12 protein-coding genes and 3 tRNA genes are annotated in these 11,996 nt (G+C 47.2%); 6 read left to right on the top strand and 9 right to left on the bottom strand.

Annotated features, from left to right (window positions below):
* Positions 1-2: 2 nt before the first annotated feature.
* The 9 genes from IE163_RS05975 to lolB all read right to left on the bottom strand — a co-directional run bounded on the left by IE163_RS05975 (position 3) and on the right by lolB (position 5,616).
* Positions 3-77, bottom strand: a tRNA-Gln gene (locus IE163_RS05975).
* A 33-nt stretch (positions 78-110) separates the two neighbouring features.
* A tRNA-Leu gene (locus IE163_RS05970) sits at positions 111-195 on the bottom strand.
* A 16-nt stretch (positions 196-211) separates the two neighbouring features.
* Positions 212-288 (bottom strand) — tRNA-Met (locus IE163_RS05965).
* A 289-nt stretch (positions 289-577) separates the two neighbouring features.
* Positions 578-1,669 (bottom strand): redox-regulated ATPase YchF, encoded by a 1,092-nt coding sequence (gene ychF, locus IE163_RS05960; RefSeq protein WP_189431240.1) that lies wholly within the window; start codon positions 1,667-1,669, stop codon positions 578-580.
* A 45-nt stretch (positions 1,670-1,714) separates the two neighbouring features.
* Positions 1,715-2,317, bottom strand: coding sequence for an aminoacyl-tRNA hydrolase (gene pth, locus IE163_RS05955; protein ID WP_189431238.1), 603 nt, complete (start codon positions 2,315-2,317; stop codon positions 1,715-1,717).
* Positions 2,317-2,922: a 50S ribosomal protein L25/general stress protein Ctc gene (locus IE163_RS05950; protein WP_189431236.1), complete on the bottom strand. Its 606-nt coding sequence runs from the start codon at positions 2,920-2,922 to the stop codon at positions 2,317-2,319. Before IE163_RS05950 ends, pth begins: the two co-directional genes overlap by 1 nt.
* Positions 2,923-3,100: 178 nt before the next feature.
* Complete coding sequence (locus IE163_RS05945; protein WP_189431234.1) at positions 3,101-4,045, bottom strand: ribose-phosphate pyrophosphokinase; 945 nt, start codon at positions 4,043-4,045, stop codon at positions 3,101-3,103.
* A 114-nt stretch (positions 4,046-4,159) separates the two neighbouring features.
* Positions 4,160-5,011 (bottom strand): 4-(cytidine 5'-diphospho)-2-C-methyl-D-erythritol kinase, encoded by an 852-nt coding sequence (ispE, locus tag IE163_RS05940; protein ID WP_189431232.1) that lies wholly within the window; start codon positions 5,009-5,011, stop codon positions 4,160-4,162.
* Positions 5,008-5,616, bottom strand: coding sequence for a lipoprotein insertase outer membrane protein LolB (gene lolB, locus IE163_RS05935; RefSeq protein ID WP_229833447.1), 609 nt, complete (start codon positions 5,614-5,616; stop codon positions 5,008-5,010). Before lolB ends, ispE begins: the two co-directional genes overlap by 4 nt.
* A 79-nt stretch (positions 5,617-5,695) precedes the next feature.
* Between lolB and hemA the strand changes: the two genes are divergently transcribed.
* From hemA to kdsA, 6 genes are all read left to right on the top strand, one after another.
* The gene (hemA, locus tag IE163_RS05930) at positions 5,696-6,943 is read left to right on the top strand and encodes a glutamyl-tRNA reductase (protein ID WP_189431227.1); all 1,248 of its coding nucleotides are present in this window, start codon (positions 5,696-5,698) and stop codon (positions 6,941-6,943) included.
* Positions 6,944-6,961: 18 nt separating this feature from the next.
* Positions 6,962-8,053 (top strand): peptide chain release factor 1, encoded by a 1,092-nt coding sequence (gene prfA, locus IE163_RS05925; RefSeq protein ID WP_189431226.1) that lies wholly within the window; start codon positions 6,962-6,964, stop codon positions 8,051-8,053.
* Positions 8,053-8,889, top strand: a complete 837-nt coding sequence (gene prmC / locus IE163_RS05920; RefSeq protein WP_189431224.1) for a peptide chain release factor N(5)-glutamine methyltransferase — start codon at positions 8,053-8,055, stop codon at positions 8,887-8,889. Before prfA ends, prmC begins: the two co-directional genes overlap by 1 nt.
* A gap of 68 nt (positions 8,890-8,957) precedes the next feature.
* Positions 8,958-10,520: a DUF3369 domain-containing protein gene (locus IE163_RS05915; protein WP_189431222.1), complete on the top strand. Its 1,563-nt coding sequence runs from the start codon at positions 8,958-8,960 to the stop codon at positions 10,518-10,520.
* 31 nt (positions 10,521-10,551) lie between these two features.
* Positions 10,552-10,929 carry a SirB2 family protein gene (locus IE163_RS05910; RefSeq protein ID WP_189431220.1) on the top strand — a complete coding sequence of 126 codons (378 nt, stop codon included), beginning with the start codon at positions 10,552-10,554 and terminating at the stop codon, positions 10,927-10,929.
* A 23-nt stretch (positions 10,930-10,952) separates the two neighbouring features.
* Positions 10,953-11,801, top strand: a complete 849-nt coding sequence (kdsA, locus tag IE163_RS05905; RefSeq protein ID WP_189431219.1) for a 3-deoxy-8-phosphooctulonate synthase — start codon at positions 10,953-10,955, stop codon at positions 11,799-11,801.
* Positions 11,802-11,996 lie beyond the last annotated feature (195 nt).

Genomic DNA, 11,996 nt, shown 5'->3' with positions numbered 1-11,996 from the left:
AATGGCAGGGGCGGCTGGATTCGAACCAACGCATGGCGGGATCAAAACCCGCTGCCTTACCGCTTGGCTACGCCCCTGCAGAAACTTCTACTTACTTAGTGTGCACCTTGTGGTGCGGAAAGAGAGACTCGAACTCTCACGCCTCGCGGCGCTGGAACCTAAATCCAGTGCGTCTACCAATTCCGCCATTCCCGCATGCAAGGAGATTAAGTGGTGGCTACAGCGGGAATCGAACCTGCGACCCCAGCATTATGAGTGCTGTGCTCTAACCAGCTGAGCTATGTAGCCACTGTAACTTGTCCTAAGCAAGTGGCGCGTATTATGCTGATATGACTTATTAGCGTCAACCGTTTTTTTGCGATAATTACGCTGCAGCGGTTTGTTTGCCGAATTTATATCCAGTACAGCTATTTTTAAGGTGCCTAAGCGTTAAAGCTGATAAAGAAAAGTACTAATTTGTCGGGCAGGGGAGGTTTCAATCAGATGACGTGACAAGCGCGGAGGCTTTATGTTCTTGGTTTAGGATCTGAGTAATAAAAAAGCCGAGCGCTAAGCTCGGCTTTTAAAAAAGATAGTGTTAGACGTTAAAGCGGAAATGCATTACATCGCCGTCTTTCACAATATAATCTTTACCTTCTAAACGCCATTTACCTGCTTCTTTGGCACCGGCTTCACCGTTAAATTGCACAAAATCATCGTAAGCAATCACTTCGGCACGGATAAAACCTTTTTCAAAGTCGGTATGAATCACGCCTGCCGCTTGCGGTGCCGTGGCGCCAATAGCGACAGTCCAAGCGCGCACTTCTTTTACGCCTGCAGTAAAGTAGGTGTGTAAATTAAGTAGCGAGTAGCCACCACGAATTACCCGGTTTAAGCCTGGCTCTTCTAAGCCCATATCGGCCATAAACTCGGCTTTTTCATCATCATCCAGCTCAGCAATTTCTGACTCAATAGCGGCACATACTGGTACTACAATGGCGCCTTCTTTTTCGGCGATAGCGCGAACGACGTCCAGATGCGGGTTATTTTCAAAACCATCATCCATTACGTTAGCGATATACATAGTAGGTTTAATGGTTAAGAAGTTCATATAAGCAATTAAGGCTTTCTCTTCTTTTTCCAGCGGTAATTGGCGTAAGGTTAAGCCTGCTTCTAAATGCGCTTTCACTTTTTCCAGTACGGCAATCTCTGCTTTGGCGTCTTTATCGCCGCCTTTGGCTTTCTTTTGCACGCGGAAGATGGCGCGCTCAGCGCTGTCCATATCGGATAACACTAATTCCATATTGATGGTATCAATGTCGTCAGCTGGATCGATTTTACCGGCAACGTGGATAATGTTTTCATCATCAAAACAGCGCACTACATGACCAATGGCATCGGTTTCACGGATATTGGCTAAAAACTTATTGCCTAAACCTTCACCTTTAGAGGCGCCTTTTACTAAACCCGCAATATCCACAAATTCCATGGTGGTCGGTAAGACGCGCTGCGGCTTGACGATAGAGGCTAATTTATCCAGTCGTAAATCGGGCACTGGTACTACACCGGTATTCGGCTCGATAGTACAAAATGGGAAGTTGGCGGCTTCAATGCCGGCTTTGGTCAGAGCGTTAAATAAGGTAGATTTGCCAACATTAGGTAAACCTACAATGCCACATTTGAAACCCATGAGTGTATCCTTTAATGTGCTGTTAAAACGGGAGCTCCCGCTATTTTAGCTGGCTTGAAAACTATGTAAACGGTGCTGTGCTTTTACCAGGCCTTCTTTGGCAAGTAGCGCAAAACATGCTACGGCTTCATCGATACTGGCATCGAGCAGTTTTTGCTCGCTGGCGGGGGCTTTCCCCAGTACAAAGCCGGTAACCTGATCTTTGTGGCCCGGATGGCCGATACCCAGGCGCAAACGGTAAAAGTTGGGGTTATTGCCAAGCTTGCTGGTGATATCACGCAAGCCATTATGACCCGCATGGCCACCTGCGAATTTGAATTTAGCACTGCCTGGAGGTAATGCCAACTCGTCATGTACCACCAGTATTTGCTCTGGACTAAGTTTATAAAACTGTGCCATCGCTAATACGGCTTTACCGCTTAAATTCATATAGGTGTTTGGGATAAGCAATTTGAATTCTTGACCTGCTAGCACAAACTTACCGGTATGACCGAAAAATTTTGCTTCAGGTTTTAGTGGTGCGTTATAAGCCCGGGCGAGCTGCTCCACAAACCAGACGCCAGCGTTGTGTCTGGTGTACTGGTACTCGGGGCCTGGATTACCCAGGCCCACGATTAGCTGTATCTTAGGTAGTACAGCGTCAGACATTACTCAGCGGCAGTGTCTTCTTCAGCTTTACCAGCTGGTTTGTTTACAGAAACTACTGGTAAATCGTGGCCTTCACCTTTAGTTAACTGAACAAATTTAACACCTTTAGGTGCTTTGATGTCAGTTAAGTGCAGGGTTACACCAACAGCTACATCAGCCAGGTCAACTTCGATAAACTCTGGCAGATCCTGTGGTAAACAGGTGATTTCTACTTCGTTCAGACCGTGTACTACTACGCCACCTTTCTTAGCAGCAGCGTCTTCGTTTAAGAAGTGAACTGGTACTGTAGTGTGTAATTCATGGCCCGCTTCAACGCGTTGGAAGTCAACGTGCAGAATCTTTGGCTTGAACGGGTGACGTTGCATGGCTTTAACGATAGCTTTAACTTCTTCACCGGCTACGTTAATAGTCAGGATGTGTGAGTAGAAAGCTTCGAAGCTTTGTGCTTTTAACAGCTTTGAGTGTTCTAAAGTAACAGATTGTGCTGGCTGGCTGCCACCGTAGATGATAGCTGGCACTTTGTCTTCGTGACGTAGGCGGCGGCTCGCACCTTTCCCTAAATCAGCGCGGACTTCTGCTGTTAACGTAAAAATTGCATCAGACATTGATGTACTCCAAAAATTAAGTGTTGTTTTGGCTTGCGACCAGCCAAAACTTGTAGCCCTTACAAAAGGCGCGACATATTACCACCGGCGTGCAGGCGCTGCAAATGAAAAAGGCGCCAAGCAGGCGCCTTTATAAAGCTGTGTTACAAAAAGCGTTGTAACAAAAACAGCCTGGTGCTTAATCAAACATTGACGAGATAGATTCTTCGTTGCTAATCCGGCGAATACATTCGGCTAAAAGATCACTTAAGGTGAGCTGCCGTACTTTTGGAATGGCTTTCATAGCCGCGGATAACGGAATGGTATCAGTGATAATCAGCTCATCAATGACTGAGTTGCTAATAATCTCTGGCGCATTACCCGAGAATACCGCATGAGTCGCATAGGCAAAGACCCGCTTAGCACCTTGTTCTTTTAAGGCTTCAGCTGCCTTGCACAGGGTGCCGCCAGTATCAATCATGTCATCGACGATAATACAATCGCGATCTTTAACATCACCAATAATATGCATAACCTGAGAAACGTTGGCTTTCGGGCGGCGCTTGTCGATGATGGCTAAATCAGCATCGTTTAACAGTTTCGCTACGGCACGGGCACGTACTACGCCACCAATATCCGGTGATACGACGACGGGCGCTTCCAGCGATTTTTTGCGCATATCTTCTAACAGCACCGGGCTGGCAAAGACGTTGTCTACCGGTACGTCAAAGAAGCCTTGAATTTGCTCGGCATGTAGGTCAACGGTAAGTACCCGGTCAACACCTACGCTGGATAAAAAGTCGGCTACCACTTTCGCGGTAATAGGTACCCGCGCTGAGCGTACCCGGCGATCTTGTCTGGCGTAGCCAAAATAAGGAATAACGGCAGTGATCCGACCGGCAGAAGCGCGGCGTAATGCATCAACCATGACGATAAGTTCCATCAGGTTATCGTTGGTGGGAGCACAGGTGGATTGAATAATAAAAACGTCTGAACCGCGTACATTTTCGTTGATTTGCACACTGACTTCGCCATCACTGAAACGACCGACAGCGGCGTCTCCCAGTTTGATGTAAAGACGGCTGGCGATTTTGTTGGCAAGATCTGGTATGGCGTTACCAGCGAAAACCTTCATGTCGGGCACGGTAGGATCCTCAGGGCAGTGGTGAGTCCGGTTTAAATCATTATAACGTCTGTTGGTTTAGTTTTGCTGGTAATTTGCGCGAAACAAATTAAAAAACATCTAAACTAACTGGCGTCAGCTGTTGTCGTCGGTATCTGCCAACGCAGCCCACAGTGGCGACTGGTTGACCCCTCTGGCAATAAAGCCCCGGCAGTTTGCCGGCAGTTGTGCGAGGGCATGTTGAGCACTGGCCGTGTCCGGAAATTCGGCGAACACACTAGCGCCAGTACCCGTCATTCGACACGGCGCGTATTCTACCAACCACTGTAAGGTTATTGCAACAATAGGATACAGCTGTTCGACCAGTGGCTGACAATCGTTATGCCATTCGCTTTGCAGCAGTTGTGTCAGCGTAATTGCCGGCGTATCGCGTTTTAACGCCGGGTGACGAAAGATGTCGGCTGTGCTGATATGACAAGCTGGCGTTACCACTAAATAGATTTTTTCTGGTAGCGTTACGGGTTGTAAGTGCTCACCCACACCCTCGGCAAAGGCGGTATTCCCATGCACAAATACCGGGACATCGGCACCCAGTGTTAGGCCGATAGCAGCTAACTGCGCCGTGGTTAATTTTAACTGCCATAATTTATTTAACGCATGTAAGGTTGTGGCCGCATCAGAAGAGCCACCGCCAAGACCGCCGCCCATGGGTAAATTTTTTTCCAGCACAATATGGCAACCGGCATTGGTTGCGGCATAAGGTTTTAGCAACATAGCCGCTTTATAAATAAGGTTATCTTTGCCCGTTAAGGTCGGGTCCTCGCATGCGAGCGTAATGCTATTGCTGTCATTCGCGGTAAAATGCAACCTATCGCCAACATCCAGCATTTGAAATAAGGTTTGCAGATTATGATAACCATCAGCGCGCCGCCCGGTAATATGTAAAAATAAATTAAGTTTAGCTACCGCTGGTAGGCTTAACATCATGGCTGCCAGCTCCGGATAATGAGACGGATTTGCGTATCATCACTTTGTAGTTGTAATTGTCTGGGTAACGATAAAGCATCATCGAAAAAACTGCGATAACTAAGTTGCCAACGAATGCCGGTGCTGTCGGTTAACACAAAACTCACCAGCCGGCCGGCGTTATCGTACTGTAGTTCGGTGGCGCTATCGCCCGGTAAGCCGCGTAGCCACAATGCCATATCATGTAATGGAATGGACCAGCCCACCAACTGCCACAACAGGCTGCTGGCATCCGCCGCCTGATAGCGTTCGCCGCGCACCTGTAATTCAGTTAAGTCGGTTTGTTGGCGCAGCTCAAACAAACTAATACCTAGCATATTAGCTAGGCGTGCCTGATAATCTGCTTCATTAAATTGTTGCCAGCGCAAATTACCGGTTACGGATTCTGCCGGTGATTTTAGCCCCATAGAGGCTTGCACGGTAAATTGCTGCATAGCGCTAAGCTGTTGCTGGCGCTGGGCGGGAGCCATTACCGCTTCGGGAGCTGATGGCTTGGGTTTCAGGCTACAGCCTGTTAATAATGCTAATAAAACGAAGATGCTTAGTTGTCTGCTTGAGAATGGCACACTAAAGTCCTTGCTTTTGCTTTTCTTAACCTGGGGTTTTTCGTACAATTCGCCCCTCACAGAAACCATGATACAGGTGATGGCTATTTTTGCACTAGGCATAAATCATAAAACAGCACCGGTTGCGCTGCGCGAAAAGCTGGCTTTTGCACCGGAACAGGTGCCTGAGGCCTTGCAGCAGCTATCAGCATCCCTGCGTTTGGCTGACGCCGTTATCTTGTCTACCTGTAATCGTACCGAGCTGTATTTTAGCGGTGATGTAGAGCAATCAGAGCAAGTGTTACATTGGTTGGCGCGGTTTCATCAGCTGAATTTAGCGGAATTGCAGCAGCATTTGTATTTATATTCTGATCAAGATGCGGTGCAACATTTAATGCGGGTAGCATCTGGGCTTGATTCATTAGTACTGGGTGAGCCACAAATTTTGGGCCAGGTAAAGCAAGCGTACAACCAATCACGGCAAGCCGGCACTATTAACCCACAGTTTGAACGTCTTTTTCAGAAAACCTTCTCAGTAGCAAAAGAGGTGCGTACTGAGACGGATATTGGTGCTAATGCGGTATCAGTTGCTTTTGCTGCGGTCACTTTAGCCAAGCAAATTTTTGGTAAGTTAGAAAAGGTCCGGGTGCTGTTAATTGGTGCCGGTGAAACTATTGAGCTGGTGGCTAAACATTTAACGGAGCAAGGCGCCAAGCACCTTAGTGTTGCGAACCGGACCTATGAGCGAGCAGAGAGTTTAGCAAAGCAATTTGATGCACAGGTATTAACCTTATCGCAGGTGCCTGCAAGATTGGCCGATGCCGATATTGTTATTTCTTCCACCGCCAGTACCTTACCCATAGTGGGCAAAGGTATGGTCGAGCAAGCGTTAAAGCAGCGTAAGCATAAGCCGATGTTTCTGGTAGATTTAGCAGTGCCGCGGGATATTGAGCAGCAAGTTTCTGAGCTGGAAGATGCCTATCTCTATACTGTGGACGACTTACAAAGCATAGTGGCGCAAAATTTAAACAATCGTCAGCAAGCTGCCGAGCAAGCAGGGGTGATGATTACAAGCGGTGCAGCCGATTTTCAGCAATGGTTACAGTTGCAGGATAAAGCTGACTGGCTGCGCGATTACCGGCAACGTTGTGAGCAGGTAAAAATAGAGTTGTTGGCAAGGGCGCAAAATCAGTTAGCGGCCGGGCAGGATCCTGAAAAGGTCATGGCAGAACTTGCCACCAAACTTAGCAATCGCTTGATGCACAGCCCAACCCGGGCGATCCGGCAATTATTACAATCCGATCAGCCGGAAGCCTCCGAGCTGGTTAAGGTCTTAGTCGATTTATAATCAGGTTATCAGGTTAAAATGAAAGAGTCGGTATATCGTAAGCTGCAAGGCTTAGTAGAACGTTACGAAGAAGTGCAAGCTTTGCTAAGCGATGCAGGGGTCATTGGCGATCAGAAACGTTTTCGTGAACTGTCTAAAGAATTTAGCCAGCTAGAAGACTTGCACAAAGCCTTTGTTAGTTATCAGCAAGCGCAAGATGACTTACAAATGGCTGAAGAAATGCAAAAAGACAGCGATCCGGATATGCGGGAGATGGCACAAGAAGAATACAAACTGGCCAAAGCCCGTATTGAGCAATTAGACAGCGAGCTCCAAATTTTATTGCTGCCTAAAGATCCGAATGACAGTAACAGCTGCTTTATTGAAATCAGAGCCGGTGCCGGTGGTGATGAAGCTGCTATTTTTGCCGGCGACGTGTTCCGTATGTATAGCCGCTATGCTGAGCGGCAGCGTTGGCGCTTAGAAGTGATTAGTGCCAATGAAGGTGAACATGGCGGTTTTAAAGAGGTTATTGCCAGCGTGCAGGGCGAGGGCGCCTATGGCACCCTGAAGTTTGAATCGGGCGGTCATCGGGTACAGCGGGTTCCGGCCACTGAATCGCAAGGGCGAGTGCATACTTCAGCCTGTACTGTGGCCATTATGCCAGAGATCCCAGAAAGCGAAGCGATCGAAATTAACCCAGCTGATCTGAAAGTGGATACCTATCGTGCCTCTGGTGCTGGTGGTCAGCACGTAAACCGAACCGACTCAGCGATACGTATTACCCACTTACCGACCGGTATCGTGGTGGAATGTCAGGATGAGCGCTCGCAACATAAAAACCGTGCCCGGGCGATGAGTGTATTGCAATCACGTATTCAGGCTGCTGAAGATGAAAAACGCCGTTTAGCTGAACAATCAACCCGCCGGTCACTGGTGGGCAGCGGCGATCGCTCTGAGCGGATCCGCACTTATAACTTCCCACAAGGTCGCTTAACGGATCATCGCATTAACCTAACCATTTACCGGCTAAATGACGTAATGGAAGGTGAGTTGGAGCAGGTTATCGAGCCGTTAAAGCAAGAGCACCAAGCAGACCTCTTGGCTGCGCTGGCGGAAGAAAACCGTTAATGCAGCTACAGCAGTGGCAACAACAGACGGCGGCGGCATTAGCGGCCGTGTCTGACAATCCACTGCACGAAGCCCGGCTGATGCTTTGCCGGGTGCTAAGTTGCAGTAGTAGCTACCTTTTTACCTATCCAGAGCGAGTGTTACAGCAGCCTGAACTTATAGCATTAACAGCCATGTTGCATCGTCGGCTACAAGGTGAGCCTCTGGCCTACATCTTTGGTAGCTGGCATTTCTTTGGTTTAGAGCTGGCTGTTGCGCCCTGTACCTTAATTCCCCGTCCTGATACCGAAATTCTGGTAGAGCAAGCGTTGAGTTTGCCATTAGCCGCCGGCAGCCAAGTTTTGGATTTAGGCACTGGCACCGGTGCTATCGCGCTGGCATTGGCCGCAAATCGGCCTGATTGGCAGCTCACTGCCGTTGATTTGCAACCTGAGGCAGTGGCATTGGCGCAGCTAAATGCCACTAAGTTACAGCTAAGTAATCTACAGATCCGGCAAAGTAGTTGGTTTTCTGCCTTGGCTGCACAACAGTTTTCTCTGATAGTGAGCAACCCTCCGTATATCGAACCTGAGGACCCACATTTACAGGCTTTAGCTTATGAGCCTTTATCAGCGTTGGTCGCGGCTGACAATGGCTTGGCCGATTTACAGCACATTATCACCCAGGCACCTGCTTATTTACTACCTGGTGGTTGGCTCTGGTTGGAGCATGGTTATAATCAAGCCGATGCGGTACAGGCTTTGTTAGGTGCTAATGGCTTTAGCCAGGTAAGCTCAGTAAAGGATTATGGTAATCAGTGGCGCATCAGCGGTGGCCAGTTTATTGGCTCTTTATAAAGCTTTTGACCTTAGACAAAAAGCAGCTTATAACAAAGAGTAATTAAGCCGTTAAAGGATGCTGCGCTATGTCAGATAATTTTCTCTTTGCCGAAGAGCCTGAAGTAAATGAAGCCGTTAACTACGGTAGCTGGAAAGTGCTTATCGTGGATGATGAGCCTGAAGTTCACGCAGTAACCAAACTGGCCTTAAACGATTTTCAATTCCAAAATAAACGGCTTGAATTTATTAGTGCCTATTCTGGCATTGAAGCCCGCGCTATGCTTAATAGCCACCCTGATATTGCCATTGTTTTGCTGGATGTAGTGATGGAAACCGATGATGCGGGCTTGCAGGTCGCGCGGTATATCCGAGAGCAGCTGCAAAATCAATTTGTTAGAATCATCTTACGCACTGGCCAGCCCGGACAAGCACCGGAGCGGCAAGTGATTGTTGATTACGATATTAATGATTATAAATCTAAAACAGAGCTTACCGCGCAAAAGCTTTTTACGGTGATTATGTCTAGCCTGCGCTCCTATCGGGATATTATTTCATTGGAACAAAGCCGGCAGGGGTTGGCTAAAATTATTGATGCCTCGGTTGATCTGTTTTCGTCACATTCTATGGAACAATTTATTGATGGCGTATTGCAGCAGTTGACCTCGGTATTGGGCTGTGACGAAAACGCTTGTATCGTCAGCTCGTCTTTAGTCGCTGGCAGCATACAAACCACAGATCCACACGATTTATTTGTTTTTGCCGGTCAAGGTGACTTTGAGCGTCAGGAAGGACGACCAATAAAAGAGGTGTTAGAACCGGCCTTACTGGATGCCTTTGAAGAGGCACTGGCCAGTAAAGACATTGTTTATCGTGACAATTTTCTAGTGGCTTATTGTTGTAGTAAATTTACCCAGGGCTCACTGCTATATGTCTCTGGTTTATCTGGTCCCATGTCAGAGAACAAGAAGAAGCTGATCGAGTTATTTGCGCAAAATGTACAAGTGGCTTACGAGAACGTGCAATTACAGCATGAAGTAGAAGATACACAGCGCGAAATTGTCTATCGCTTAAGTGAGGCGGTAGAGCATCGGTCGGTGGAGACCGGTAATCACGTTAGACGGATCGCTTTTATTTGCTACGAGCTGGCTAAAGCCTATGGTTTGTCTGAAGAAGATGCTGAACGCATCATGTTTGCTGCCCCCTTGCACGATGTCGGAAAAATAGGTATTCCCGATGCTATTTTAAATAAACCGGCAAATTTAACGGAGAAGGAGTGGCAAGTGATGCAAACACACTCCAGCATAGGTTTTAATATTCTAAAAAACTCCAAGCGCTCTATTATTCAGGCTGGCGCCGTTATTGCCCGAGACCATCATGAAAAATGGGACGGCTCGGGTTACCCCAGTGGTAAAAAAGGCGAAGATATCCACGTTTTTGCCCGTATTGCTGCCCTAGCCGATGTGTATGATGCCTTACGGCATCGTCGCTGCTACAAAGATGCCTGGACACTAGAGCAAGTACTGGCAGAAATTGACAGCCAATCAGGTCGGCAATTTGAACCGAAAATGGTTGCTAGCTTCAAAGTTGTAGTGCCAAAGCTTGAAGCAATACTGCAAAAATATCCGGATGATGTTAACGTTAGCGACTAGTCATTCAATTTAATTCTCTGGAGTTTATGATATGTACATGGCATTTAAGCACATGCATCTGCTTTTGGTTGCTTTAAGTGTGTTATTTCTTTTTATCCGTTTTGGTTTAAGGTTAAAAGAGTCGCCGCTATTACAGCGGAAATTTTTCAAAATCGCGCCTCATGTCATCGACACCTTTTTATTGTTATCAGCAATAGGTTTAATGCTAATTATCCAACAATATCCTTTTGTTAATGGCTGGCTAACAGAAAAAGTGATCGCCTTACTCGCTTATATCGCTTTAGGTTTTTCGGCGTTACGCGGGCGTACTGCAGCCATTCGCTGGTTATCTTTCCTGGGTGCTTTAGGTTGGTTAGGCTTAATGGTGCGGGTTGCCTTAAGTAAACAACCGCTGTTTTTACCTTTTTAATTCTTTAATTTTTCGGATATTTTATGCAAAACAACATCATTAATGTTGCTGGAATTGAGGTGGCTAACCATAAGCCCTTTGTTTTATTTGGTGGCATGAATGTATTAGAGTCACGGGATTTAGCCATGCGCATTGCCGAGCATTATGTGCAAGTCTGTGCAAAGCTAAAGATCCCTTATGTGTTTAAAGCCTCTTTTGATAAAGCGAATCGTTCCTCTGTTAAGTCGTATCGCGGTCCGGGTATGGACGCCGGTTTGCGGATTTTTGAAGAGATCAAGCAAACGTTTAAGGTGCCATTAATTACTGATGTACACGAGCCTTATCAAGCCGCGCCGGTAGCGGAAGTGGTGGACGTGATTCAGCTGCCCGCCTTTTTAGCCCGGCAAACCGATTTAGTGGTGGCGATGGCAAAAACGGGGGCAGTGATTAATGTGAAAAAGCCGCAGTTTTTAGCCCCGCATGAAATGCGGCATATTATCAAGAAGTTTGCCGAAGCCGGTAACGAGCAAGTTATCTTGTGTGAGCGTGGCTCTAGCTTTGGTTATAACAACTTAGTGGTTGATATGCTGGGCATGGACGAAATGAAGCAGTATGCGCCAGTGATCTTTGATGCGACCCATGCCTTACAAAAGCCTGGTGGTCGTGAAGACTCTGCGGATGGCCGTCGTGCCCAGGCTGCGCAACTCGCGCGCTCTGGTATGGCGTTGGGCTTGGCTGGCTTATTTATCGAAGCGCATCCAGACCCAGAATTGGCAAAATGCGATGGTCCTTGCGCTTTACCCTTAGCCAAATTGGAGGCGTATTTAACGCAAATGCAAGCTTTGGATCAATTGATCAAAAGTTTTGCACCGCTGGATACGTCAAACAAATGATTTTTCGCCTGCTTATTGGGTAATGATTAAAAGATAAACCTAGATGAAAACAAGCAAACTACCCTCAGAAAGTTTGCTCGTTTTCTGTGCTGGAATGCTTGAAAAAAGGGTTTTTTGTTTAAGTTATAAGCTGTCGATTGGGTTTTAATAAATTTCTGTTGACTTAACTTCGCAAAATCCGTTTAATACGCCGCA

This window comes from Alishewanella longhuensis (genome assembly GCF_014653435.1).
Taxonomy (GTDB): Bacteria; Pseudomonadota; Gammaproteobacteria; order Enterobacterales; family Alteromonadaceae; genus Alishewanella; species Alishewanella longhuensis.
Note: the sequence above shows the minus strand (reverse complement) of the source record. Positions and strands in the feature narration are given on the sequence as shown.